Here is a 23,471-nt window from a genome sequence, read left to right on the forward strand (position 1 = left end):
TATAATGGGGCCCATGAACCTCAGTTCCCGCATCCTGCCGCCCGGCAACATCGTCCTGGATCTGGCGGCCACCAGCAAGAAACGCGCCTTCGAGCACGCCGGCCTGCTGTTTGAAAACCATCAGGGCGTGGCCCGCATGTCGGTGTTTCACAGCCTGCTGGCGCGCGAGCGCCTGGGCTCGACCGCTCTGGGGCACGATGTCGCCATCCCCCACGGACGGCTGAAAGACCTGCGCGAGCCGCACGCGGCCTTCATCCGGTTGGCCAACCCCATCCGCTTCGATGCCAACGACGGGCGCACTGCGCGGCTATTGTTTTTCCTGCTGATGCCCGAAGCCGCCACCCAGACCCATCTGGACCTGTTGGCGGCCATCGCCCGCCTGCTGTCCGATCCCCAGGTGCGCCAGACGCTGGCCCAGTCCACGGACCCGCTGCAGATCCACCAACTCATCCTGAACGGCACCCAGCCCCCGCCCACCGACCATGCTGACCATTCAAGAGCTGATTCGTGACAACGCCGACAAGATCAGCTTCACCTGGCTAGCGGGGCAGGAAGCCGCCGCCGACCGCGCCATCCCGGACACCCGGGAAGCCGCCGCCGATCTTGTCGGCCACTTGAACCTGATCCACCCCAGTCGCATCCAGGTCTTCGGCACAGAGGAAATCTCCTACTACAAACGCCTGGATTCCAAACGCCGCCGGCATCACCTGGAAGACCTGGTCGCAGGCGGCGTCCCGGCCATCGTGCTGGCGGGCGGCACCGCGCCGCCCGACGACCTGCAGGCCTTCTGCGAGGAACAGGCCATCCCCCTGGTGGGCACCCCGACCGATGCGGCCCACCTGATCGACCTGCTGCGCATTTATCTGGGCAAGCGCATCGCGCCCAAAACCACGGTGCACGGCGTCTTCATGGACGTGCTGGGCCTGGGGGTGCTGATCACCGGGGAATCCGGCCTGGGGAAAAGCGAACTGGCCCTGGAACTGATTTCACGCGGCCATGGCCTGGTGGCCGACGACGCCGTCGAACTGTCGCGCACCGCCCCCAATTTCGTCGAAGGCCAATGCCCGTCGCTGCTGCAGAATCTCCTGGAAGTCCGCGGCCTGGGCCTGCTGGACATCCGCACGATCTTCGGTGAAACCTCCGTGCGGCGCAAGATGAAGATCAAGCTCATCGTGCACCTGGTGCGCATGACGCCCGATAATTTCGAACGACTGCCCATGCAGGACGAATACCAGGACATCCTGGGCATCCCCATCCGCCGCGTCATGCTGCAGGTGGCGGCGGGCCGCAACCTGGCCGTGCTGGTCGAGGCGGCCGTGCGCAATACGATCCTCAGCCTGCGCGGCATCGACACCATGGGCGAATTCATCGAACGCCAGGCCCTGGCCATCATGGAAAGCACCCGGGAGAAACGCCCTTGACCTCTTTCTTTTCCTTCCACGGCGCGATCCGACCGGGCCTCCGAGGCGCCCGATGCTGAATATCGTCCTCATCACGGGCATTTCCGGATCGGGCAAATCCGTGGCCCTGCGCATGCTGGAGGACACCGGTTACACCTGCATCGACAACCTGCCCGTCCGCTTTCTGCATGAATTCATCGCCAGCACCCAGGACAGCGGCCTGGAACGGGTCGCCGTCTCCATCGACGTACGCACTCCGGGCGACCTGGATGAACTGCCCGGCATTCTGACCAGCCTGCGGGCCATGGGCATGGCCCTGCACGTCATTTTCCTGGACGCCGACGACCACACCCTGATGCAGCGGTATTCGGAATCCCGGCGCCGCCACCCCCTGACCGACCGCCTGCGAAAGGAAGGCCTGGACGCCTCGCTGCAGGACTGCATCAGCCGCGAACGGGATCTGCTGGCGCCCTTGCGCCACCAGGAACACGTCATCGACACATCCGACCTGACGCCCGGGCAACTGCGCAGCTGGGTCCGCGATCTGGTCCGGGTGGACCGGGCTTCGGTCATTCTGACTTTTGAATCCTTTGCCTACAAGCGCGGCGTGCCGCACGATGCGGACCTGGTCTTCGACGTGCGCTGCCTGCCCAACCCCCACTACGACCCCCAGTTACGCCCCCTGACCGGACGCGACGAGCCGGTAGCCGCCTGGCTGGCTCAGTTCGGCAGCGTCGATGCCATGATCGAGGACATTTCCAGCTTCATCCGCAAATGGCTGCCGCTGTACATGCAGGACACGCGCAATTACCTGACGGTCGCCATCGGCTGCACCGGCGGACAGCATCGCTCGGTCTACGTTACCGAGCAACTGGCCCGGCGCTTCGCCGATCATTCACCCTTGCTGGTCCGCCACCGCAACCCGATGCTGCACACTCCGACCCCATGACCCACGCCCTGCCAAACCGCCCCGCCGCCCCCGCCCGCTGGCCCGCCGCCATGCGGCCCCTGCTGGTGGGCGGCCTGTGCGTGCTGCTGGCGGTGCTGGCGGGCTGCGCCTCCCGATCCGGCGGCTACTACAAGGACGACGGCCCAGGCAGCGACATCCCGGCCGACATCGCCTCGATCCCGGACGCCGTGCCGCGCATCGAGCGCCATGCCCCGGCGAACTTCCGGCCCTACGAGGTCTTCGGCGTGCGGTACGTCCCCATCGGCGAAGACCAGCCCTACCGCCAGGAAGGCATCGCTTCCTGGTACGGCCGCAAATTCCATGGGGAAAAGACCGCCAACGGCGAAACCTACGACATGTATGCCATGACGGCCGCCCACCCGACCCTGCCGATCCCCAGCTACGCCCGGGTCACCAGCCGCGCCAACGGGCGATCGGTCATCGTGCGCATCAACGACCGCGGTCCCTTCCATTCGGGGCGGATCATCGACCTGTCCTACGTGGCCGCCGCCAAGCTGGGCCTGATCGGCCCGGGCAGCGGGCGCGTCACGGTCCAGGCCATCACCAACGCCGATATCCGCGCCGGACGCTATCCCAGCGCCCCCCTGATGGCCTCGGCCAGTCCGGTGGCCGAATCCGCCCAACCGCAAGCCCGTCCGATCAGCGCGCCGCCGTCCGCGCCGCCCGCCGCGCCCGCGCCCATGCCCGCAGCCATGACCGCCACGGCCCCGACAGCGGGGGGCATCTACCTGCAATTCGGCGCCTTCTCCTCCGAAGACAATGCCCAGGCCCTGGCCCAACGCGTCAACGCGCAAATGGACCAGGCGCTGGGCCAGGCATCCGTCAGCTATCAGCCGCCGCTCTATAAAGTCCGCATGGGGCCGTTCCCGTCCAGGGACCAGGCCCACCACACCGCCAGCACGCTGTCGGCATCGGCCGGACTGAACCCTGTCGTTGCCATGGATCAGGGGCTTTGACGCAGCGCCCAGGCATATAGGCGGTCACGCGGCAGCCCGGTGGCCGCCGCGCCGATCCGGGCCGCATCGCGCACGGACAGTTCCGCCAGCAACACCCGCATCAGCCGTTCCTGATCCGCCGACAGCTCATCCTCCGTCGCGACGACCTGTTCGGGCGCATGCAGCACCAGCACGAATTCCCCCTGACCGCGATGCGGGTCCTGCGCCAGCCAATCCAGGACCTGCCCCAGGGGCTGAGTGCTGATTTCCTCGAACCGTTTGCTCAGTTCGCGCGCCACCGTCAGGACGCGATCCCCCCCGGCCAGTTCACACAGATCGGCCAGCGCCGCCTGCAAGCGATGCGGAGTTTCAAACATGACCACCGGCACGGGCCAGTCCAGCCAGCGCGCCAGCCATTTACGGCGCGCCTGGGCCTTGGACGGCAGAAAGCCGGCAAAGGCGAACCCGGGCTCCTCATCGCGTGTGGCGCCGCTGGCCATCAGGGCGGCGATCACGGCGCTGGGCCCCGGCAAGGGCATGACCCGATAGCCCGCTGCCTGCACCCGGCGCACGATGCGGGCGCCGGGATCGCTGACAGCCGGCGCGCCCGCGTCGGAGACCAGGGCGATGCGCTGGCCCTGGGCCAAGCGCTGCACGATAGCGTCGGCCGCCTGCTGCTCATTGTGCCGGTGAGCCGCCAGCAAGGGCGTGGAGATGCCCCAGGCATCCAGCAAGGTCCGGCTGGTGCGGGTGTCTTCCGCCGCGATGGCATCGCAACGGCGCAAGGCTTCCCAGGCCCGCAGGCTGAAGTCGCCCAGATTGCCGATGGGGGTGGCCACCACGTACAGGCAGGCGGCGGGCCAGGTCTGCGCCGCCACCTGTTGGGCGTGACGTTTCCACGTCACTGCCCCTTCATCCAGACCGTCTGTTTCCGTCATACTGAATTCCTCTTCCCGGAATGATTCCGCCCCATGCCCACCGATCCCTATGCCCGGGCGCAAGAGGCCCAGCGCCTGGCCTGGCAGCGGCGTCAACGGACACTGCGCGCCTCGGCCCGCCGGCTGGCGCGGCCCACCGCGCCGGATGAACCGTCCGCCAAGGCGGGATCGCCGACACAGCGCCAGGGGCGCGCCGCCGAAGCCCTGGCAGCTCGATACCTGGAGGCCCGGGGCGTACCGACGCTGGCCCGCAATCTGCGCTGCAAGGCCGGCGAGATCGACCTGATCGCCCGCCGTGGCTCCGTCCTGATCTTCATCGAAGTGCGCCAGCGCCGCAACCAGCGCTACGGCGGCGCCGCCGCCAGTGTAAACCGGGTCAAGCAGGCCCGCCTGGTCCGGGCGGCACGATATTTTCTGCCCTTTCTGAGCCGAAAATATTTCGCCGGCAGGCCGCCGCCCTGCCGCTTCGACGTGATCAGCATCGAAAGCGGCCGTATCGACTGGATCCAGGACGCCTTCCGGATGTGAAAACGGTTACGTTCCACCATGCCCGTCCGGCGCGGTCATGCGATAATCAGGCGCATGGATATGACTTCCCGCATGACGTCGCACTTCGATGATGCCGTCGACACGATCAAGGCCAGCGCCCGCGAACTGGCTCCCGCCCTGGCGGCCGGGGTGGACCTGCTGTTCGGCGCGCTGACCAACAATGCCCGCATCCTGGCCTGCGGCAACGGCGGATCGGCGGCCGACGCCCAGCACTTCGTGGCTGAACTGGTCGGCCGCTTCGAGCGCGATCGCCTGCCGCTGGCCGGCATCGCCCTGAATACCGACACCTCGATCATGACGGCGGTGGGCAACGACTACAGCTTCGCCTCCGTCTTCGAACGCCAGGTCAATGCTTTGGGGCAGCCCGGCGACGTGCTGGTGGCCATCTCGACCAGCGGCAACTCGCCCAACGTCCTGAAGGCCATCGAAGCCGCCCACGAACGCGAAATGCAGGTCATCGCCCTCTCCGGAAAGGGCGGTGGCCAGATCAACAGCCTGCTCTACGAGACCGACATCCATCTGTGCGTCCCGCACGACCGCACCATGCGCATCCAGGAAGTCCACATCCTGCTGCTGCATGCGCTGTGTGACGGCATCGACGCCCTGCTCCTGGGAGACCCCCTCTGATGCCCTTGTCCGATCGCCTGTCCGCCACCCGCCCCCTGGCCCGCTGCCTGCTCAGCCTGGCCTGCCTGTCCTCACTGTCCGGCTGCGGCCTGCTGCTGATCGGCGGCACGGCCGCCACCACGACTCTCGTGGCCACGGACCGCCGCACCGCCGGCGAGCAGGTTGACGACCAGACCATCGAATTGCGGGTCTCCAGCGAAATGAACAAGGCCTTCGGCGACAAGGCCCGCGTCGTCGGCACGGCCTACGCCGGCCGGCTGCTGCTGGTGGGCGACGTGCCCACCGACGCCGACCGTCAGCAGGCCGTCACGATCGCCCGCGGCATCACCAAGGTCCGAGAGGTCGACGACTACATCCGCGTGGGCGACCTGACGCCGCTCAGCGTGCGCACCAACGACACCTGGATCACCTCGAAGGTCAAAAGCCAGTTGACGACGACCGAGAACGTGCCTTTCCGCACCATCAAGGTCACGACCGAACGCGGGATCGTCTACCTGATGGGCAAAGTCACCGCCACCGAAGGCGATCTGGCGGCCAAGGTCGTCTCGGGTGTATCCGGGGTCAACAAAGTCGTAAAATTATTCCAGATCGTGTCGCGGGAAAGCCTGATCACCGATCCCGGCAAGCCGGCGCCCGTCACGGATTCCAGCGCTTCCAGCCCTGCTGCCGCACCGGCATCATCACCGGCAGCTGACGGCGGGGGCGCACAACCCATGCCTGTGCAATGAAGAAAATCGTTCTCGGCCTGGCAGCGGTGATTGCAATCGGCGCCGCTGCCCTCTGGCAATTCCAGGGTTCCGCTCAAGCGGCCCCCAATGTCGCATTCACCGATCTGCAGGGCAAGACCGTCACCACGCAAGACCTGCGCGGCAAGGTCGTGCTGGTGAAATTCTGGGCCACCAGCTGCGTCACCTGCATCGCCCAGATGCCCGACACCATCCGCCATTACCAGGATCTCAAAGCCCGGGGGTTCGACACGATCGGCGTGGCCATGCAGTATGACCCGCCCAACTACGTCAAGAACTACACGGAAACCCGCCAGCTGCCGTTCCCGGTGGTGATCGACGCCCAGGGCAAGATCGCCCAGGCGTTCGGCGACGTGCGCCTGACCCCGACCGCTTTCCTGATCGACAAACAGGGCCGCATCATCAAGCGCTACCTGGGCAATTACGATGAACAGGCCTTCCTGGCCACCGTGGAAAAGGCTCTGGCTTCATGAATACGCTTGCGGACACCGCCCCGGCACTGTCGGCCACCATCAAGGCCGAAGTGCTCTCCGAGGCCCTGCCCTACATCCGTCGCTTCCACGGCAAGACCGTCGTCATCAAGTACGGCGGCAACGCCATGACCGACGAGCACCTGCAGCGCAGCTTCGCCCATGACGTGGTGCTGCTGAAGCTGGTCGGCTTGAACCCGGTCGTGGTGCACGGCGGCGGGCCGCAGATCAACAGCGCCCTGAAACGCATCGGCAAGGAAGGCACCTTCATCCAGGGGATGCGCGTCACCGATGCCGAGACCATGGAAGTCGTCGAATGGGTGCTGGGCGGCCAGGTCCAGCAGGACATCGTCATGATGGTCAACGAGGCCGGCGGCAAGGCCGTGGGCCTGACCGGCAAGGACGGCTGCCTGATCCAGGCGCGTAAAAAACTGATGCCCGACCCCGACCATCCCGGCGACATGCTGGACATCGGCTTCGTGGGCGACATCGAACGCATCGAGCCGGCCGTGGTCAAGGCGCTGCAGGACGATCAGTTCATCCCCATCATCTCGTCCATCGGCTACGGCGAGGACGGCCAGGCCTACAACATCAATGCCGACGTGGTCGCCGGCAAGATGGCCGAAGTCCTGGGGGCCGAAAAACTGGTCATGCTGACCAACACCCCGGGCGTGCTGGACAAGAACGGCGAGCTGCTGCGCAGTCTGTCGGCCCAGACCATCGACACGCTGTTCCAGGACGGCACCTTGTCGGGCGGCATGCTGCCGAAGATCTCGTCGGCCCTGGATGCCGCGCGCTACGGCGTCAATTCGGTCCACATCATCGATGGCCGGGTGCCCCACTGCCTGCTGCTGGAAATCCTGACCGACCGCGGCGTCGGCACGATGATCAGTTCGCACTGAATCCCATGTCACCGCTACGCGCCCCCAGCCCCTTGCGGCGGGGGCGGTCCGCTCCGCCGGATGGCCCGGTCTGGCTGTTCGACCTGGACAACACCCTGCACGACGCTTCTCATGCGATCTTCGGCATGATCGACCAGCGCATGAGTTCCGCCGTCGCCCAGGCCCTGAACGTGCCGGACGATCAGGCCAACGTGCTGCGACAGCGCTACTGGAAACGCTATGGCGCCACGGCGATCGGCCTGGCGCGGCATCACAGCGTGAATCTGCGCCAATTCCTGGCCACCTGTCACGATTTCGACGTCGCCCCGCTGGTCCGAGCGGAAACCGGCCTGAAGGCCCGGCTGCGCGAACTGCCCGGCACCCGCATCGTGCTGACCAATGCCCCCGCCCACTATGCCCGCCGCGTCCTGAAGGCGCTGGGCGTGCTGCAGGAATTCGACGGGCTCTGGGCCATCGACCACATGATGCCCATGGGCCTGCCGCGCCCCAAGCCATCGCTGGGGCTGATGCGCCAGATCGTCGCCCGGCTGGGCGTGCCGGCGCACCGCATCATCCTGGTGGAAGACACCCTGCGCAACCTGAAATCCGCCCGCCAGGCGGGCCTGGGAACCGCCTACCTATACCATCCGGGCACGCCGTTCGCCCGGCAGCAGCACGGCCGCGACCTGTACGTGGACGTCCGCGTCAATCGCCTGAGCACCCTGCTGCTGCAGGCGCGCGCCGGGCGCATACCGGGCATTCGGGATCGCGCTTGAAGCGGATCGTATGCCACTGCATGCGCAGGGCATCGACCGACAGCAGGCGCCCCACCAGGGGCTCACCCATGCCGGTGATCAGCTTGATGGCCTCGGCGGCCTGCACGCTGCCCACCATGCCCACCAACGGCCCCAGCACCCCTGTAGTGGCGCACCGCAATTCCTCGATGTCGTCGGCTTCGGGAAACAGGCAGTGGTAGCAGGGGGACGCGTCGTCGCGTAGATCGTAAACGCTGATCTGGCCGGAAAATTTGATGGCGGCCCCCGACACCAGCGGCACCCGGTTGGCCACGCATGCCCGATTGATGGCATGCCGGGTGGCGAAATTGTCGCTGCAATCCAGCACCAGATCGACCTGGGCCGTCAGCTCGCGCAAGCGCGCCTCGTCCAGCCGCTCGACCAGCGCCCGGACCTGGATGTCGGGATTGATGGCCAGCAGGGCATCGCGCCCCGATTCGGCCTTGGGCCGCCCCAGACCCGCCATCGTATGCAGGATCTGGCGCTGCAGATTACTGAGTTCGACGGCATCGTCATCGACCAGCAGCAACTGCCCGACCCCCGCGGCGGCCAGATACAAGGCGGCGGGCGACCCCAGACCGCCTGCCCCCAGGATCAGCACCCGGGCGGCCAGCAGGCGTTCCTGGCCCTCGATGCCCAGCTCATCCAGGAGGATGTGCCGGGCGTAGCGCATCAGTTGCGCGTCGCCCAGGGAGGCCGGATCGGAAATCATTGGACCTTGATCAGCCCTTCCGGGGTAATCCGATAGTGTTCCACCGCGCCCGAGCCGTCATTCAAGGTTTTTTTTTCCGCGGGCGCCGGCTTGGCGGCAGCGGGCGTCGCCGGTTTGGCGGCTGCGTCCTTGTCGGTGGCGGCGTGCGCCTGGCGCACCAGCACCGGGTCGGATTTCAGCACCGCGCGCCCCTGCAGGGCGTTGAGCGCCTGCTGGAGCTGCCAGTCGTCGGCGCCGCCGAATTCGAACATCTTGATCTCACCCGGCACGAAGTCGCTTTCCTCTTCCTTGTCGGATTGAGGCGCGGCCTGATTGGCCAGGTGATGCTGCAGATCGACCTCGCGCTGGATGTGGAACAGATTGCCGGCGGCGCTGTCGTCGACGACATGGTCAGGCGCGACCCCGGTATTCTGGATGGAGCGGCCGTTGGGCGTGTAGTAGCGGGCCGTGGTCAGTTTGATGCCGGTATCCTTGCTGAGCTGCAGCACCGACTGCACCGAGCCCTTGCCGAACGTGCGGTTGCCGATGATCTGGGCGCGTTTGTAATCCTGCAGGGCGCCCGCCACGATTTCCGAGGCCGAGGCCGAGCCGACGTTGACCAGCACGACCATGGGCACCGTGCGCGTCCAGGAAGGCAGCGTCGCCCCGGCCTCGACCCCGTGGTTGCCGTTCAGGGAACGCGCATAGAATTCCTCGTTGGACGAGGGAATGCGGCCCTTGGTGGAGACCACCAGCTTGCCGGGATCGATGAAGGCCGAGGTCACGCCGATGGCCCCATCCAGCAGGCCGCCCGGGTCGTTGCGCAAGTCCAGGATCAAGCCCTTGGGCGCCTGTTTCTTGGACAGATCCGCCAGCATCTTGACCAGATCGCTGGTCGTGCGGTCCTGGAACTGGCTGATGCGCACATAGGCGATGTCGTGCGCCAGCATCTTGCCCCGCACGCTGCGGGTCTTGATCATTTCCCGGACGATATGGAATTTCAGCGGCTTGGGGCTGCCCGCGCGCTCGATGGTCAGATCGATGGGGGTGCCGGGGTCGCCGCGCATCTTCTTGACGGCGTCGTTCAGGGACATGCCCTTGGTGGGTTCGCCATTGATCTGCGTGATCAAGTCGCCGGTCAGGATGCCGGCGCGCGCGGCCGGGGTGTCTTCGATGGGGGCGATGACCTTGGGCATGCCGTCCTGGGTGCCGATCTCGATGCCCAACCCGCCAAAACCGCCGCGGGTGATGTCCTGCATCTGCTTGTAGGCTTCTTCGTCCAGGTAGACGGAATGCGGATCCAGGTCGGCGAACAGGCCCTTGATGGCATCATCCATCAGCACCTGGTCGGACACGGGTTCGACATAGCTGGACTTGATGGCGCCGTAGACATTGGCGAACTGTTGCAAGCTTTTGAGCGGCAGCGGTTCGCCTTTCTGGGCGGCGGCAGTGATGCCCAGGCTGACCAGGATGCCCCCCAGAAAACCTGCCGCAATCCAACCCAATGATCGATTCTTTCGCATGCCCATGCACGTTTCCTAAACAAGTATCCTGCCGCCAGTTCGGCCCGCCACGCAATACGCCCGCGCCAAACTCAACATAGTACAGAAATTAAGGCCGCAGCCATAGTTGGGGATTGATCGGGGCCCCCTGGTGGCGCAATTCGAAATACAGGCCCGATTCAACCTGCCCCCCCGTGGCGCCGACCCGGGCGATGACGTCTCCGGCCGCGACCACGTCGCCCACCTGTTTGAGCAAGGCCTGGTTGTAGCCATAGATGCTGAGATACTGCTGGCCATGGTCAATGATGAGCAGATTGCCGAAGCCGCTGAGCCAATGCGCGTACACGACCCGGCCCGGAGCCACGGCATGCACCGGGGTGCCGACGGCCGCGCGCAGCACGATGCCGCGCCACACCCCGCCTTCCGGACGCTGCATGCCGAACCGCCCCTGGACCTCGCCCGATACGGGATAGGGCAGGTTTTTACGCAGGCCGGCAAAGCCTTTTTCAGGCACTGCCCGGACGTCATCCGAAGCGGCGCCGGAGGCCGCCGGCGGTGCGGGCCGGGCGGTGGACGGCGTCGCGGCCTGCTCTTCGGCGGACAGGCCCTGCCCCTCCGACTCCTGGACATGGCGTTCGGCCTGCTCGCGCACCTGCTGCGCCTGGCGGGCCGCTTGCTCGCGCTGCGCCTTCAGGCGTTGCTGTTCGCGCCGCGCCTTTTCCGCCTGTTCCTTGGCGCGGCGTTCGGCCGCCGCCTTGAGCGCCGCCTGGCGGCGGGCTTCCGCCCGGGCGATTTCGACATCCAGGGACTGGATCAGAGTCCCCAGCCGCGCATCGCGGGTCTGCAGGCTCTTGGCCTGCTGGTGTTCGTCCTTCAAACGGGATTGCACCTGGGCCAGGACATCGCGACGCTGGGCCTGCTGGGTCTGCAAGGCCTGCTTCTGCGCCTGGGTGTCCGTCACCAGGGCATCCAGTTCCTTTTGGCTGGCGTCGGTCTGCCGCTGCAGTTCCGCCAACCGCGCCACAGTGTCCTGCAAGGCTTTCAGGTCCCGGGTCCGGGCCCGGGACACGTAAGCCAAATACGCCAGCTCGCGGCCGATGTCCTGGGGATCCCGGCCTGACAGCAGGGCCGTCCAGGGCGACAGGCCGCTGGCATACTGCGCCCGCAATTGGTCGGCCAAGGCCTGGCGCTGGCGGTCGAGTTCGGCGGTCTGCTGCCGATGGGCGTCCTGCAGGCGTCGCAAGGTCTCGGTCAGCGTTTGATGGCGCCGATCCAGGTCGGCCAGCGCGCGGCTGATGTCGGAAATCGCCTGTTCGGAATCCTTCAGCGCAACGGTGGCATCCTGGCGGGCGGACTCGGTCGCGCCGATGCGCTTTTGCAAGGCGTCGATCTGCTCGCGCAGCGCCTGCCGGTCTTCGCGGGCCTGCGTCTGGCGCGTCTGCAAAGAAGATTGCGCCTGGGCGCACACCGTGACCAGACACAGCAACAGCCCCAGGCCGACATGACGCATATCAGGCCTGGCTTGCCTTGCCCTGATTCGCCACCGCCTGCATGGCCGCGCGGATCTGGTCTTCGTCACCCAGGTAGTAATGGCGCAGCGGCCGCAGCTCGTCGTCCAGCTCGTAGACCAGCGGTTGGCCGGTCGGGATGTTCACACCCACGATATCGTCGTCGGAAATGCCGTCCAGGTGTTTGATCAAGGCCCGCAGACTGTTGCCGTGGGCCGACACCAGCACCCGCCGCCCCGACCGGATCGCCGGCGCGATGGAATCGTCCCAGAACGGCACCACCCGATCGACGGTATCGCGCAGGCATTCGGTGGCGGGCAGTTGATCCGCCGGCACGCGGCGATACCGGGCGTCGAACCTCGGATGGCGGGGGTCGTCCTCGGCCAGGGGTTCAGGCGCGATGGCATAGGCGCGGCGCCACTGCAGCACCTGGGCTTCGCCGTATTTGGCGGCGGTCTCGGCCTTGTTCAGCCCCTGCAGGGCGCCGTAGTGGCGTTCGTTCAGGCGCCAGTTCAGCCCGATCGGCGTGTGCATGGCATCCATCGCATCCAGGGCGATCCACAGCGTGCGGATGGCGCGCTTGAGCACCGAAGCGAAAGCCAGGTCGAATTCGTACCCCTGGGCGCGCAGCAGTTCGCCCGCCTGCCGCGCCTGGGCCCGGCCGGTATCGGTCAGGTCCACATCGGTCCAGCCGGTAAAGCGGTTTTCGAGATTCCATTGGCTCTCGCCATGGCGCATAAGGACCAGTTTGTGCATGATCGGTTAACCTGCGAAGTTCAAAACTGCCGACCATTTTATAATCCCCGGCATACAATTTCCCTTGACCGTTGTTACAGGAACTTCTGTGGACTTTTTACTCAGCCAGAATAACCTCTGGATCCTGCTCATCGCCCTGGCCTCCGGCGCCATGCTGCTGTGGCCCGGCCTGGCCAAAGGGCGCTCGAACGCACGCATCGCCCTGGCCGACGCCATCGAACAGATCAACCGCGAACAAGGCGTGTTCGTGGACATCCGCCCGGCCGAACAATTCAAGGCCGGCCACATCCCCCAGGCGCGCAACATCGCCCTGGACACGCTGGACGCCCACCTGGGCACCCTGTCCCAGGACAAACCCGTGGTCATCGTCGATGCCCAGGGGCGCGAGGGCGCCCGCGCCGTGGCGCAACTGCGCAAGCACGGCTTTGCCCGGGCATTCTGCCTGGACGGCGGCCTGAACGCCTGGACCGAAGGCGGCATGCCGCTGAAAAAATCCTGATCGAGTCGTCCAGATGGCCCAAATCACCATGTACTGCACCACCGTGTGCCCCTACTGCACGCGCGCCGAGATGCTGCTGAAGCAACGCGGCGTCCAGGACATCCGCAAAATCTACGTGGACCGCGACCCGGACCAGCGCGTCATCATGATGGAACGCACCGGACGGCGCACGGTTCCGCAGATCTACATCGACGAGCGCCATATCGGCGGCTTCGACGACCTTTCCGCCCTGGACCGCGCCAACGGCCTGTTGCCGCTGCTGCAGGCCTGATCCCGCCCCCTCACCCCCTCTTGCACGGAAATCTCCATGTCTGAAGAAAACCAAACCGAAAATGGCCAGGCCCCCAGCTTTGGGCTGCAACGCACCTATGTGAAGGACCTGTCTCTGGAAATGCCCAATGCGCCGGCCATTTTCCTGGAACAGGAAAGCCCGACCGTGGAAGTCTCGATCCAGGTCGGCGGCCAGCAACTGGCCGAATCCGTCTTCGAATCCGTGGTCACCGCCACCGTCACCACACGCATCGGCGACAAGGTCCTGTACCTGATCGAACTCAGCCAGGCCGGTATCTTCGAAGCCGCCAACATCCCCGCCGACCAGCTCGACCCGCTGCTGGGCATCGTCTGCCCGACCATGCTCTACCCCTACCTGCGAGCCAACGTGGCCGACGCCATCACACGCACCTCGCTGCCGCCGCTGCATCTCAGCGAGATGAATTTCCAGGCGCTATACGAGCAACGGATTGCTCAGCAGGCCGGCGAACAGTCCCAGGGCGAAGACTCCGGCCTGATCCTCCCACCGGGCGCCCGCAACTGATAAGCTGACGAGGTCCGTCCGGCCGGCCGCTCAACGCCCATCGGACGGACCGCACACCACAGCCACCATCAGGACTCACCCTATGTCATCCGTTCGGCTCACGGTGCTGGGCGCAGGCAGCTGGGGCACGGCGCTGGCCGCCCTGGCCAGCCAGCGCAGCGACACCCTGCTCTGGGCCCGCAATGCCGACACGATCCGCACCATCCGGCAGACCCGGCGCAATCCGCGCTATCTGCCTGGCATCGATCTGCCGCCATCGCTGATGGCCACCGACGACTGGGCGGCGGCCCTGGCGCATGTGCGGCAAGGCCCGGACGACGCCATCCGGCTGATCGTGCTGGGGGTCCCCATGGCAGGCCTGGACGACATGTGCCGGCAACTGGCCCGGGACCTCCACGCCGAACCTCGGACGCCCATCCATCTGCTCTGGACGTGCAAGGGCATCAGCCCGGATACCCAGCAATGGCCGCATCAGATCGTCAGCAGCATCCTGCCCCATGACGACTGGCTGCAGACCGGGGTGCTTTCCGGCCCCTCATTTGCCCGGGAAGTCGCCCAGGGCCTGCCCGTCGCCCTGACGGTCGCCAGTCCCCATGCGCAAACCGGGCAGGCGGCGCAGACAGCCTTTCACGGCACCCAGGCCCGCATCTACACCACCCGGGACATCATCGGCGTAGAGGTCGGCGGCGCCTTGAAAAATGTCATGGCCATTGCCTGCGGCATCAGCGACGGCCTGCGCCTGGGCACCAATGCGAGAGCCGCCCTGATCACTCGCGGCCTGGCGGAAATGCAGCGCTTGGGCGTCGCCCTGGGCGGGCGGGCGGAAACCTTCACCGGCCTGACGGGCCTGGGCGATCTGGTGTTGACCGCCACGGGCGATCTGTCGCGCAATCGCCAGGTCGGAGTGGCGATCGGCCAGGGCCAGCCGCTGGCCGCCATCCTGGCCGGCGGCATGACAGCCGAAGGCGTGCGCTGCGCGCGCGCGGCGCTGGCCCTGGGGCAGCGCCACGAAATCGAACTGCCCATCACAGAGGCCGTGTGCCAGGTGCTGTTCGAAGACCTGCCCCCCCATCAGGCCGTCGCAGCGCTGCTGGCGCGCGAAGCGCGGCCGGAATAGGCATCCACCGCAGGAACCGGGGCCGCGCGCCTCACGCGCGGCGGCCGACGTCCCATCGCCCTTCAAACGCCGCCGGCATACCCCGCCTGACGCCAGGCCTCGAACACCGTCACCGCTACCGCATTGGACAGATTCAGGCTGCGCTGCTGCGGCCGCATGGGCAGGCGGATGCGTTGAGCGGCGGGGAAGAGCCGCAGCTGTTCATCCGACAGGCCGGCGGTTTCCCGGCCGAAGACGAATACATCGCCAGGCTGCAGGGGGCGTTCCCCGATCAGGACCGAACCGCGCGTCGTCAGCGCGAAGCGGCGGGCAGGATCGCCCCCGATGGATTCGAACGCCTGAACCAGGCCGTCATGCACCCGCATGTCGGCCCATTCGTGATAATCCAGGCCCGCCCGGCGCATACGGGCGTCATCCAGCGGAAATCCCAGCGGCCGCACCAAGTGCAGGCAGACGCCGGTATTGGCGCTCAGCCGGATGATGTTGCCGGTGTTGGGCGGAATTTCGGGTTCGACCAGGACGATGTGAAACATGGATGACGGACGGGACAGAAAGCAACGGACAGGCCCCGATTGTAAAGCGCCGTCACGGCCCAAGCCCTCCGAGACGATGCACGGCGCGGGCCAGCACCCAGCCTTCCACCCGCGCCGCCCCGGCGGCCTTCAGCGCCACGGCCACCGCATGCATCGTCGCGCCGGTCGTCAGCACGTCGTCGACGACGGCGATCCGCGCCCCCGCCAGATCCATCGCCGGACGGCTCCATCCCTTGAACAGGCCAGGGCCTTGTCGCGTCTCGGGACGGTCGCAGGCATACAGGCCCATCTGGGCCTGCAGCCGGTCCGCACGCCCCAGCGCCGCTTGTTTGCGGCCATCCCGCAGACGGCGCACCGCCGTCAAACGATAGGGCAACCCCAGGCGGGGCGCCAGCAGGCGCGCGATCTCGGCGGGAGGACTGAAGCCGCGCCGGCCCAGGGCCTGGCGCCTGGCCGGCACGGGAACAACCCAATGCGGCAGATCCGCGCGGATCGACCCTGCGCGGCGCACTGCGCCGGCCAATACGTCGGCCAGCACATCCGCCAGCGACAGGCGGCAATCGATCTTGTAGGCCTGGATCAAATCGCGGCCCAGGCCTTGGTAGCCGAATGCGGCGACGATCCGGTCGTATGCCGGAGCGACGGGCGGGCAATCCGGGCAGAAGCCCGCCGCCAAGGGGTGTGCGCAGACCGGGCAGCATGGCCTGTCCGGATCCATCGTCAGTTCTCCGGAGCACGCCCGGCACAGGCCTTGCCCTGCCATCCGCCGGCCGCACCCCGGGCATTCCGCCGGGACCCAGCGGCGCCAGTCGCGCCAGGGTGTCAGATGCCGCATAATGTCACCTTCCTTTCCGCCAGTGCGCTCCATCACACCACAGTGTCGGGCGCGGCGGCACCGGCCTTGATCCTTTATGTCACAGCTTCCCCGCCTGCCCATCGACCCCGCGGCCGTTTCACGGCAATTCGCCCGACGCGCGCCCCTGGACGCACCGCAGTTCCTGTTTGGCGAAATCGCCCAGCGCATGCTGCGCCGGCTCAGCTACATCCGGATCGATCCGCATGACATTCTCGATGCGGGCTGCGGGGCGGCGCACGCCCTGGACCCGCTGCGGGCCCGCTACCCGAACCTGCGCTACATCGGCCAGGATCACTGCGCCGCGCTGCTGGATACCGCCCGCGAGCGCTACCTGAGCAAGCCCGGCTTCTGGCATCGCCTGCGCAACAAACCGACGCCGCAGCCCGAGTTCCTGCAGGCGGATCTGGCCGACACCGGCCTGCCCGACGAAAGCCTGGATCTGGTGTGGTCGAATCTGGCGCTGCACTGGCACCCCGAACCGCACCTGGTGCTGCAGGAATGGCGCCGGGTCCTGCGCAACGACGCCCTGGCCCTGTATTCCAGCCTGGGGCCGGGATCGCTGCGCGAACTGCGCGAGGCCGTCGCCGAGGCGGGCCTGGATACCCGGCCCATGGAATTCGTGGACATGCACGATTTCGGCGACCTGATGCTGCAGGTCGGCTTCGCCGACCCGGTGATGGACCAGGAAATCATCACCCTGACCTACAAGACCGCCGACAAGCTGCTGGAAGACGTTCACGCCCTGGGCGGCAACCCCCACGCCCAGCGCCGGCCCGGGCTGGCGGGCCGCGCCTGGCGCAGCCGCCTGACCCAGGCGCTGGAACGCCGTCGGCACCAGGATGGCACCATCCACCTCAGCCTGGAAGTCGCCTACGGCCACGCCTGGCGAGCAGCCGCCCGGCGCGGCGTGATCGGCGAGCTGCCGGTCACGGTCTTCAAGCGGGCCCAGCCCCTGGAGGCCGGCAAGCCGCCGCCCCGGGTGGTGCCGCGCAAGCCGGACGCCTGATCCGGCCCCTGGCGCCCTGCCCGGTCAATCCGGACAGGACACTAGACCGGCGCCCCGTACAGATCGTATTCGTCGGCGTCCTCGATGCGGACCTGGATCAGGTCGCCGGGGGCGCGGCCGGCGGCATCGCGCAACAGCACGCTGCCGTCGATCTCGGGGGCATCGGCCATGGACCGGGCGGTGGCGCCGCCCTGATCATCGACCTCATCCACCAGCACGGTCAGCGTGCGGCCGACCTTGGCCGCCAGGCGCTGGGTGGAAATGGCCTGCTGGTGCGCCATGAAGCGCTCCCAGCGTTCGGCCTTGACCTCGTCGGGCACCGGATCGGCCAGCTCATTGGCCCGGGCGCCGTCCACCGGCGAATACTGGAAACAGCCGACGCGATCCAACTGGGCCTCGCTCATCCAGTCCAGCAGATACTGGAAGTCGTCCTCCGTTTCGCCGGGGAAGCCGACGATGAAGGTGGACCGCAGGGTCAGATCCGGACAGGTTTCGCGCCACTGGCGGATGCGGGCCAGGGTGCGATCTTCGAAGGCGGGGCGCTTCATGGCCTTCAGGACGCGCGGGCTGGCGTGCTGAAACGGAATATCCAGGTATGGCAGGATGCGGCCCTCGGCCATCAGGGGGATCAGTTCGTCCACGTGGGGATAGGGGTAGACGTAGTGCATGCGCACCCAGACGCCGAATTCACCCAGGGCCTGGGCCAGCTCGGTCAGACGGGTCTTGACGGGACGGCCATCCCAGAAGCCCGTGCGGTATTTGACGTCCACCCCATAGGCGCTGGTGTCCTGGGAGATCACCAGCAGTTCCTTCACGCCGGCATCCACCAGGCGGCGGGCCTCGCCCAGCACATCGCCGATCGGTCGGCTGACCAGGCGCCCGCGCATGGACGGAATGATGCAGAAGCTGCAATTGTGGTTGCAGCCTTCGGAAATCTTCAGGTAGGCGTAATGGCGCGGCGTCAGCCGGATGCCCTGGGGCGGCACCAGATCCACGTAGGGATCATGGGCGCGTTCATGCGGGGCGGCCTGATGCACGGCCCGCACCACTTGCTCGTACTGCTGCGGACCGGTCACGGCCAGCACCGCCGGGTGCACGTCGCGGATCATGTCGGCCTCGACGCCCAGACAGCCGGTGACGATGACCTTGCCATTTTCAGTGATGGCCTCGCCGATGGCGTCCAGCGATTCGGCCTTGGCGCTGTCGATGAAACCGCAGGTATTGACCACCACGACGTCGGCGCCGTCATAATCGGCGCTGATGGTGTAGCCATCCATGCGCAGCTGGGTCAGAATGCGTTCTGAATCGACCAGGGCCTTGGGGCAGCCCAGGCTGACGAAACCGACACGGGGGGATGGGCTCATGAAATCCTCGAGGTGCGAAGCAAACCTTTGATTTTAATGAATTGGTGCTACAGTCCCCAAAAAACATTCCTCATCGGCGGAATTCCCTCCCTCATCGTGCCAGAATCACCACACTCCCCCAAGACCGCCCCCGCAAGCGGCGCAGGCCACGCGACAGACATCCCCCTATCCCGGCAGTTGCTGGCCGCCGCCCAGGCCGTACGCGGCGTGCTGACCGGCCGGTCCTTGTCGGAATCCCTGGATCGGACGCCACCGGCCTTGCGCCCGGCCGCCCAGGCGCTCTCCTTTCACGCCATGCGCCAGCTGGGGTTCGCCCAGGCGACACGCACGCTCCTGGCGCCGCGACGCCCGTCCGACCGCCTGACCGAGGCCCTGCTGCTGTTGGGCCTGAGCCTGCTGGAAGCCAGCTGCCGCCAGGCGGACGGCGCCGATCAGCCCCCCGGCACGCCGGTCTACGCCGGACACACGCTGGTCCATCAACTGGTGCAGGCGGCGGAATCGGACCGCCACACGCGCCCCGCGAAAAACCTGATCAACGCGGTCCTGCGCCGTTACGGGCGGGAACGGGCGGCGCTGCTGCCGCAGATCCTGGAAAATCCGCTGGCGCGCTGGAACCATCAGGACTGGTGGATCAACGCCCTGCGGCAGGCCTGGCCGCAGGACTGGGAAGCGATCCTGAAGGCGGCCGACCAGCCGCCGCCCATGACATTGCGGGCGAACGTCCGCCAGGTGTCCCGCGACAACTTGCTGGAACGCCTTCGGCAGGCGGGCATCGCCGCCAGTCCGGCCGGTTCCTCCGGTCTGATCCTGGACCGTCCTTTGCCCGTGCGCGACATCCCCGGTTTTATCGAAGGCTGGTGGTCGGTGCAGGACGCCTCCGCCCAGCGGGCGGGCGAGCTGCTGCCGCTGCAAGACGGCATGCGCGTGCTGGACGCCTGCGCCGCGCCGGGCGGCAAGACCGCCCATCTGCTGGAACGCCACGCCCTGACCCTGACGGCGCTGGACAGCGAAGAACAGCGGCTGGCGCGGGTGGCGGACACGCTGCGGCGCCTGCGGCTGCACGCCGGCGCCGTGCAGCTGCGCTGCGCCGATGCCGCCGATCCCGCCGCCTGGTGGGACGGCCAGCCCTACGACGCCATCCTGGCCGACGTGCCCTGCACGGCATCCGGCGTGGTACGCCGTCATCCCGACATCCGCTGGCTGCGGCGCGCCGAAGACGTGACCCGCACCGCCGCGCTGCAAGCCCGCATCACGGATGCCTTATGGCCGCTGCTGGCGCCCGGCGGCCATCTGCTGTACGCCACCTGTTCGATCTTCCCCCAGGAAGGCGAATCTCAGATCCAGGCCTTTCTGGGCCGCCACCCTGACGCCCGACGCCTGCCGGCCCCCGGCCAGATCCTGCCGGGCGGCGCGGACCAGGGCGACGGGTTTTTCTATGCCCTGCTCCGCAAACAGGAACAAGCGCCGTCCTAGCGCGCGGTTCGGGCCGGACATGGCCTCCCGGGACGAGCGCGCGCGGGATCGCGGCGGCGAGGCGAAAGTCCTACAGCTTGCGCTCAAGCGCTGGGTCATCAACAATACCGCCATTGTCCGTCCAGTCGCCCGGCTTCGTGCATGCTCCGTTTCCTGATCACCCTGACCTTCTGCCTGCTGAACCTGCTGCCAGCCGCCTATGGCCGTGAAGGCCAGGTCGTGCGCATCGAACCCCTGGTGCAACAAGGCCAGCTGCTGATCGACGCCGACATCGACTTCACCCTGGGCGACGACCTGCGCGATGTCGCGCAAAAGGGCGTGCCCCTGTACTTCACCGCCGACCTGGAGATCCTGCGTCCCCGCTGGTGGTGGTTCGACAAGACCGTCATCACCACGGAACAAACCTGGCGCATCCAGTTCAATGCCCTGACCCGTCAATGGCGCATCAGCCTGGACGATCTGTCCCTGCCCGCCACGACGCTGGACGAAGCCCTGGACCTGGTGCGCCACATCCGCGGCTGGCAGATGGGGCCCGCCAGCCAGTTCACGCCCGACGTCGATTACGAGGGACAACTGCGCCTGCGACTGGATACCTCGCGGCTGGCCCGGCCCTTCCAGGTCGACGCCCTCAACAGCAATGCCTGGTCCTTGACGACCCCATGGAAAAAATTCACGTTTTCTCTTTCCGCCGGCACGCCCCGAAACTGATACGCTGGGCGCTGCGCATCGCTCTGCTGGTCGCGGCCATCAGCGCCCTGGCCCTGCTGGGCCTGCTGGTCTGGTCCACCGGCAACGCCTCGCGCTACGCGCAACAATACGATCTGCTGCTGCTGCTCAACGGCATCCTGGCCGTCGCACTGATGTCCTGGGTGGCCATGCTGACGATCCGGCTGGTGCGCCAGATCCGGCGCCGCCAGTTCGGCGCCCGGCTGACCGCGCGTTTCACGCTGTACTTCACCCTGATCGGCATCCTGCCCGGCGTCATCATCTACGTGCTGTCGGTGCAGTTCATGTCGCGCTCGATCGAATCCTGGTTCAACGTCCGCGTGGACAGCGCCCTGGAAGCCGGCCTGAACCTGGGCCGCGCCGCGCTGGATGCCCAGTTGAACGAATTGAACGGCAAAGCGCGCAGCATGGCGCTGCGGTTGAACAACGCCAGCGACGCTGAAACCGCGCTGCTGATCACGTCGCTGCGGGAAAGCAATGGCATCGACGAGACCATGGTGTTCACCGGCAACGGCCGGCTGGTGGCATTTTCTTCGTCGGCGTTCGGCCAACTGCTGCCGGATCTGCCGCCCAACAGCGTCATGAACCAACTGCGGGTGTCGCAGGGCTATTCGGCCGCCGAAGCCGATGTCGCCCCCGGCAGCGGCCCCACCAGCACCGGCCTGCATCTGCGCATCATCATCCCTCTGGGGTCCACCGCCGACCGCCTGGGCGCTCAGATGGGCCTGGGCAGCGACACCCGCTGGCTGCAGGTGATCCAGGCCGTGCCCGAACGCATCGCCCACAATGCCAGCCAGGTGCAGCAGGGATTCCGGGATTACCAGGAACTGGCCCTGTCGCGGCTTGGGCTGCGCAAGCTGTACGGCATCACCCTGACCCTGGCGCTGATCCTGGCCGTGTTCGCCGCCGTCGTCGTCGCCCTGGCGGTATCGCGCCGGCTGGTGCGGCCCTTGCTGTCCCTGGCCTCGGGCACCCAGGCGGTGGGCGTGGGCGACTACCGTCCCCTGCCCGAGCCGCCGGCCCGCGATGAAGTCGGCCAACTGACCCGGTCGTTCAACGCCATGACGCGCCAGCTGGACGAAGCCCGGCGGATGGTCGATCGTCACCGGCGCCAGCTGGAACAAAGCAATCTGTACCTGGAGTCGGTGCTGAGCAATCTGTCGTCCGGGGTGCTGGTCTTCGACCATGCCTTCCGCCTGAGCCTGTTCAACCAGGGGGCGCAGGCCATCCTGCACCTGGATCTGCGCACCTGCCAGGGCCGTCCCCTGGAGACCGTGGATGGCGCGCTGGCCCTCTCGCAACTGATCCGCCAGGCGTTCTCGGCCCATGACGCCGTGGAATCCACCCGCCCCTACTGGCAGCAGCAGTTCGAAATCGAATTGCAGCAAGCGCCGGACAATGAACGCAAGAAACACGTCATCACCCTGCTGGCCCGCGGCACCCGCCTGATCATGGACGGTCACGAAGACGGCTATCTGGTGGTGTTCGACGACATCAGCGAAGTCATCTCCGCCAGCCGCACCGTCGCCTGGGGCGAAGTCGCCCGCCGTCTGGCGCACGAAATCAAGAACCCGCTGACCCCCATCCAGCTGTCCGCCGAACGCCTGGCCATGAAGCTGGCCGATCGCCTGAATACCGACGATGCCGCCATGCTGCAGCGATCCACCCAGACCATCGTCAATCAGGTGGCATCGCTCAAGCGCATGGTCGACGATTTCCGCGAATACGCCCGCACGCCGCCGGCGCAAATGCAGGACATCGATCTGAACGCCCTGCTGACCGACGTGCTGACCTTGTACGGCTGGGATCCGGCCGAGCCCGGAACGGCGCCCGCCCGGTCCGGGGTGCGCATCGATGCGCGCCTGGCCGACCCGCTGCCCCCGATCCAGGGCGACCCCGCGCAACTGCGCCAGGTGATCCACAACCTGCTGGCCAATGCCCGCGACGCCGCCAGCACCCACGCGGCCCCCGGCACGGCGGAAATCCGGATCCAGACGCGCCTGATCGCCCCGGAAGGCGCCGCGGATCACGCCCGCGTCCGCCTGACCGTCTCGGACAACGGCCCCGGATTCGCGCCGGAAGTCCTGCATCGGGTATTCGAGCCCTACGTCACCACCAAGGCCACCGGCACCGGCCTGGGTCTGGCCATCGTCAAGAAGATCATCGAGGAACACGGCGCCCAGGTGGACATCTCCAACCGCTCCGAGGGCGGCGCCCGCATATCGATCCTGTTCTCACGGCTGGCCGAGGGGACCGGCCGGCTGGACGCCGAGAGTCAGGCACAGGATAATACGCACAATATACAGGTGAGGTGAT

Annotated in this window: 26 protein-coding genes; 18 read left to right on the forward strand and 8 right to left on the reverse strand. The window is 67.0% G+C overall.

Going from position 1 to position 23,471, the window contains the following annotated elements; genetic code table 11:
- Positions 1–13: 13 nt before the first annotated feature.
- The 4 genes from WBG56_RS11600 to WBG56_RS11615 are packed head-to-tail and all read left to right on the forward strand — an operon-like array spanning position 14 to position 3,326.
- A complete protein-coding gene (locus WBG56_RS11600; RefSeq protein WP_424268432.1) occupies positions 14–511 on the forward strand; it encodes a PTS sugar transporter subunit IIA in 498 nt (165 codons plus the stop codon).
- On the forward strand, positions 483–1,421 hold the full coding sequence (gene hprK / locus WBG56_RS11605) for an HPr(Ser) kinase/phosphatase (protein WP_424268434.1): 939 nt from the start codon (positions 483–485) through the stop codon (positions 1,419–1,421). Before WBG56_RS11600 ends, hprK begins: the two co-directional genes overlap by 29 nt.
- A gap of 52 nt (positions 1,422–1,473) precedes the next feature.
- Complete coding sequence (rapZ, locus tag WBG56_RS11610; protein ID WP_424268436.1) at positions 1,474–2,349, forward strand: RNase adapter RapZ; 876 nt, start codon at positions 1,474–1,476, stop codon at positions 2,347–2,349.
- Positions 2,346–3,326: a septal ring lytic transglycosylase RlpA family protein gene (locus WBG56_RS11615; RefSeq protein WP_424268438.1), complete on the forward strand. Its 981-nt coding sequence runs from the start codon at positions 2,346–2,348 to the stop codon at positions 3,324–3,326. The genes rapZ and WBG56_RS11615 overlap by 4 nt, the downstream gene beginning before the upstream one ends.
- On the opposite strand, the gene rsmI is transcribed toward WBG56_RS11615, so the two are convergent.
- Positions 3,314–4,243, reverse strand: coding sequence for a 16S rRNA (cytidine(1402)-2'-O)-methyltransferase (gene rsmI, locus WBG56_RS11620; RefSeq protein WP_424268440.1), 930 nt, complete (start codon positions 4,241–4,243; stop codon positions 3,314–3,316). The genes WBG56_RS11615 and rsmI overlap by 13 nt on opposite strands.
- A 33-nt stretch (positions 4,244–4,276) precedes the next feature.
- On the opposite strand from rsmI, the gene WBG56_RS11625 reads away from it, so the two are divergent.
- Genes WBG56_RS11625 through WBG56_RS11650 form a run of 6 tightly spaced genes read left to right on the forward strand, consistent with a single transcriptional unit; the run spans position 4,277 to position 8,292 of the window.
- Entirely contained in the window at positions 4,277–4,771 is a 495-nt protein-coding gene (locus WBG56_RS11625; protein WP_424268442.1) for a YraN family protein, read from the forward strand.
- 54 nt (positions 4,772–4,825) lie between these two features.
- Complete coding sequence (locus tag WBG56_RS11630; protein WP_424268444.1) at positions 4,826–5,419, forward strand: phosphoheptose isomerase; 594 nt, start codon at positions 4,826–4,828, stop codon at positions 5,417–5,419.
- Positions 5,419–6,147 carry a BON domain-containing protein gene (locus WBG56_RS11635; RefSeq protein WP_424268446.1) on the forward strand — a complete coding sequence of 243 codons (729 nt, stop codon included), beginning with the start codon at positions 5,419–5,421 and terminating at the stop codon, positions 6,145–6,147. The genes WBG56_RS11630 and WBG56_RS11635 overlap by 1 nt, the downstream gene beginning before the upstream one ends.
- Entirely contained in the window at positions 6,144–6,638 is a 495-nt protein-coding gene (locus tag WBG56_RS11640) for a peroxiredoxin family protein (protein ID WP_424268448.1), read from the forward strand. The genes WBG56_RS11635 and WBG56_RS11640 overlap by 4 nt, the downstream gene beginning before the upstream one ends.
- Positions 6,635–7,537: an acetylglutamate kinase gene (gene argB, locus WBG56_RS11645; protein ID WP_424268450.1), complete on the forward strand. Its 903-nt coding sequence runs from the start codon at positions 6,635–6,637 to the stop codon at positions 7,535–7,537. The genes WBG56_RS11640 and argB overlap by 4 nt, the downstream gene beginning before the upstream one ends.
- Before the next feature lie 5 nt (positions 7,538–7,542).
- Entirely contained in the window at positions 7,543–8,292 is a 750-nt protein-coding gene (locus WBG56_RS11650; protein WP_424268452.1) for a pyrimidine 5'-nucleotidase, read from the forward strand.
- Here WBG56_RS11650 and WBG56_RS11655 read toward each other — a convergent pair.
- The 4 genes from WBG56_RS11655 to gpmA form a co-directional block, all read right to left on the reverse strand.
- On the reverse strand, positions 8,222–9,001 hold the full coding sequence (locus tag WBG56_RS11655; protein ID WP_424268792.1) for a HesA/MoeB/ThiF family protein: 780 nt from the start codon (positions 8,999–9,001) through the stop codon (positions 8,222–8,224). The genes WBG56_RS11650 and WBG56_RS11655 overlap by 71 nt on opposite strands.
- Before the next feature lie 17 nt (positions 9,002–9,018).
- Positions 9,019–10,530: a S41 family peptidase gene (locus tag WBG56_RS11660; RefSeq protein ID WP_424268454.1), complete on the reverse strand. Its 1,512-nt coding sequence runs from the start codon at positions 10,528–10,530 to the stop codon at positions 9,019–9,021.
- 82 nt (positions 10,531–10,612) lie between these two features.
- On the reverse strand, positions 10,613–12,013 hold the full coding sequence (locus tag WBG56_RS11665; protein WP_424268456.1) for a peptidoglycan DD-metalloendopeptidase family protein: 1,401 nt from the start codon (positions 12,011–12,013) through the stop codon (positions 10,613–10,615).
- Position 12,014: 1 nt separating this feature from the next.
- Positions 12,015–12,767, reverse strand: a complete 753-nt coding sequence (gene gpmA / locus WBG56_RS11670) for a 2,3-diphosphoglycerate-dependent phosphoglycerate mutase (RefSeq protein WP_424268458.1) — start codon at positions 12,765–12,767, stop codon at positions 12,015–12,017.
- 88 nt (positions 12,768–12,855) lie between these two features.
- Here gpmA and WBG56_RS11675 point away from each other — a divergent pair, with 88 nt between their 5' ends.
- From WBG56_RS11675 to WBG56_RS11690, 4 genes are all read left to right on the forward strand, one after another.
- Positions 12,856–13,266 (forward strand): rhodanese-like domain-containing protein, encoded by a 411-nt coding sequence (locus WBG56_RS11675; RefSeq protein WP_424268460.1) that lies wholly within the window; start codon positions 12,856–12,858, stop codon positions 13,264–13,266.
- 13 nt (positions 13,267–13,279) lie between these two features.
- Complete coding sequence (gene grxC, locus WBG56_RS11680; RefSeq protein WP_424268462.1) at positions 13,280–13,537, forward strand: glutaredoxin 3; 258 nt, start codon at positions 13,280–13,282, stop codon at positions 13,535–13,537.
- 36 nt (positions 13,538–13,573) lie between these two features.
- On the forward strand, positions 13,574–14,080 hold the full coding sequence (gene secB, locus WBG56_RS11685; protein WP_424268464.1) for a protein-export chaperone SecB: 507 nt from the start codon (positions 13,574–13,576) through the stop codon (positions 14,078–14,080).
- Positions 14,081–14,162: 82 nt separating this feature from the next.
- Positions 14,163–15,197: an NAD(P)H-dependent glycerol-3-phosphate dehydrogenase gene (locus tag WBG56_RS11690; RefSeq protein WP_424268466.1), complete on the forward strand. Its 1,035-nt coding sequence runs from the start codon at positions 14,163–14,165 to the stop codon at positions 15,195–15,197.
- Positions 15,198–15,259: 62 nt separating this feature from the next.
- On the opposite strand, the gene WBG56_RS11695 is transcribed toward WBG56_RS11690, so the two are convergent.
- The gene (locus WBG56_RS11695; protein WP_424268468.1) at positions 15,260–15,730 is read right to left on the reverse strand and encodes a tRNA (cytidine(34)-2'-O)-methyltransferase; all 471 of its coding nucleotides are present in this window, start codon (positions 15,728–15,730) and stop codon (positions 15,260–15,262) included.
- Positions 15,731–15,782: 52 nt separating this feature from the next.
- A complete protein-coding gene (locus tag WBG56_RS11700; protein ID WP_424268470.1) occupies positions 15,783–16,448 on the reverse strand; it encodes a ComF family protein in 666 nt (221 codons plus the stop codon).
- Positions 16,449–16,641: 193 nt separating this feature from the next.
- On the opposite strand from WBG56_RS11700, the gene WBG56_RS11705 reads away from it, so the two are divergent.
- Positions 16,642–17,592 carry a methyltransferase domain-containing protein gene (locus tag WBG56_RS11705; RefSeq protein WP_424268472.1) on the forward strand — a complete coding sequence of 317 codons (951 nt, stop codon included), beginning with the start codon at positions 16,642–16,644 and terminating at the stop codon, positions 17,590–17,592.
- Positions 17,593–17,633: 41 nt separating this feature from the next.
- Here WBG56_RS11705 and rimO read toward each other — a convergent pair whose 3' ends face one another.
- A complete protein-coding gene (rimO, locus tag WBG56_RS11710) occupies positions 17,634–18,956 on the reverse strand; it encodes a 30S ribosomal protein S12 methylthiotransferase RimO (RefSeq protein ID WP_424268474.1) in 1,323 nt (440 codons plus the stop codon).
- Between the two features lie 93 nt (positions 18,957–19,049).
- On the opposite strand from rimO, the gene rsmB reads away from it, so the two are divergent.
- The 3 genes from rsmB (at position 19,050) to WBG56_RS11725 (ending at position 23,470) form a co-directional block, all read left to right on the forward strand.
- Positions 19,050–20,429: a 16S rRNA (cytosine(967)-C(5))-methyltransferase RsmB gene (gene rsmB, locus WBG56_RS11715; RefSeq protein WP_424268794.1), complete on the forward strand. Its 1,380-nt coding sequence runs from the start codon at positions 19,050–19,052 to the stop codon at positions 20,427–20,429.
- Positions 20,430–20,570: 141 nt separating this feature from the next.
- A complete protein-coding gene (locus WBG56_RS11720) occupies positions 20,571–21,137 on the forward strand; it encodes a DUF4390 domain-containing protein (RefSeq protein ID WP_424268476.1) in 567 nt (188 codons plus the stop codon).
- Entirely contained in the window at positions 21,137–23,470 is a 2,334-nt protein-coding gene (locus WBG56_RS11725; protein ID WP_424268796.1) for an ATP-binding protein, read from the forward strand. The genes WBG56_RS11720 and WBG56_RS11725 overlap by 1 nt, the downstream gene beginning before the upstream one ends.
- The last annotated feature ends 1 nt before the right edge of the window (position 23,471 follow it).

The sequence above is a fragment of the Castellaniella sp. genome (assembly GCF_049671645.1).
GTDB lineage: Bacteria > Pseudomonadota > Gammaproteobacteria > Burkholderiales > Burkholderiaceae_B > Castellaniella.

What these genes read in the sequence shown, in the direction of transcription:
- WBG56_RS11615 (WP_424268438.1), top strand. Translation starts at nt 2,346, where the DNA reads ATGACCCACGCCCTGCCAAACCGCCCCGCCGCCCCCGCCCGCTGGCCC.
- gpmA (WP_424268458.1), bottom strand. Translation starts at nt 12,767, where the DNA reads ATGCACAAACTGGTCCTTATGCGCCATGGCGAGAGCCAATGGAATCTC.
- argB (WP_424268450.1), top strand. Translation starts at nt 6,635, where the DNA reads ATGAATACGCTTGCGGACACCGCCCCGGCACTGTCGGCCACCATCAAG.
- rimO (WP_424268474.1), bottom strand. Translation starts at nt 18,956, where the DNA reads ATGAGCCCATCCCCCCGTGTCGGTTTCGTCAGCCTGGGCTGCCCCAAG.
- WBG56_RS11705 (WP_424268472.1), top strand. Translation starts at nt 16,642, where the DNA reads ATGTCACAGCTTCCCCGCCTGCCCATCGACCCCGCGGCCGTTTCACGG.
- WBG56_RS11690 (WP_424268466.1), top strand. Translation starts at nt 14,163, where the DNA reads ATGTCATCCGTTCGGCTCACGGTGCTGGGCGCAGGCAGCTGGGGCACG.
- rsmI (WP_424268440.1), bottom strand. Translation starts at nt 4,243, where the DNA reads ATGACGGAAACAGACGGTCTGGATGAAGGGGCAGTGACGTGGAAACGT.
- WBG56_RS11625 (WP_424268442.1), top strand. Translation starts at nt 4,277, where the DNA reads ATGCCCACCGATCCCTATGCCCGGGCGCAAGAGGCCCAGCGCCTGGCC.
- WBG56_RS11630 (WP_424268444.1), top strand. Translation starts at nt 4,826, where the DNA reads ATGGATATGACTTCCCGCATGACGTCGCACTTCGATGATGCCGTCGAC.
- grxC (WP_424268462.1), top strand. Translation starts at nt 13,280, where the DNA reads ATGGCCCAAATCACCATGTACTGCACCACCGTGTGCCCCTACTGCACG.
- WBG56_RS11695 (WP_424268468.1), bottom strand. Translation starts at nt 15,730, where the DNA reads ATGTTTCACATCGTCCTGGTCGAACCCGAAATTCCGCCCAACACCGGC.
- WBG56_RS11640 (WP_424268448.1), top strand. Translation starts at nt 6,144, where the DNA reads ATGAAGAAAATCGTTCTCGGCCTGGCAGCGGTGATTGCAATCGGCGCC.
- WBG56_RS11635 (WP_424268446.1), top strand. Translation starts at nt 5,419, where the DNA reads ATGCCCTTGTCCGATCGCCTGTCCGCCACCCGCCCCCTGGCCCGCTGC.
- WBG56_RS11720 (WP_424268476.1), top strand. Translation starts at nt 20,571, where the DNA reads ATGCTCCGTTTCCTGATCACCCTGACCTTCTGCCTGCTGAACCTGCTG.
- WBG56_RS11700 (WP_424268470.1), bottom strand. Translation starts at nt 16,448, where the DNA reads ATGGATCCGGACAGGCCATGCTGCCCGGTCTGCGCACACCCCTTGGCG.
- WBG56_RS11660 (WP_424268454.1), bottom strand. Translation starts at nt 10,530, where the DNA reads ATGGGCATGCGAAAGAATCGATCATTGGGTTGGATTGCGGCAGGTTTT.
- WBG56_RS11650 (WP_424268452.1), top strand. Translation starts at nt 7,543, where the DNA reads ATGTCACCGCTACGCGCCCCCAGCCCCTTGCGGCGGGGGCGGTCCGCT.
- WBG56_RS11665 (WP_424268456.1), bottom strand. Translation starts at nt 12,013, where the DNA reads ATGCGTCATGTCGGCCTGGGGCTGTTGCTGTGTCTGGTCACGGTGTGC.
- rapZ (WP_424268436.1), top strand. Translation starts at nt 1,474, where the DNA reads ATGCTGAATATCGTCCTCATCACGGGCATTTCCGGATCGGGCAAATCC.
- hprK (WP_424268434.1), top strand. Translation starts at nt 483, where the DNA reads ATGCTGACCATTCAAGAGCTGATTCGTGACAACGCCGACAAGATCAGC.
- secB (WP_424268464.1), top strand. Translation starts at nt 13,574, where the DNA reads ATGTCTGAAGAAAACCAAACCGAAAATGGCCAGGCCCCCAGCTTTGGG.
- WBG56_RS11600 (WP_424268432.1), top strand. Translation starts at nt 14, where the DNA reads ATGAACCTCAGTTCCCGCATCCTGCCGCCCGGCAACATCGTCCTGGAT.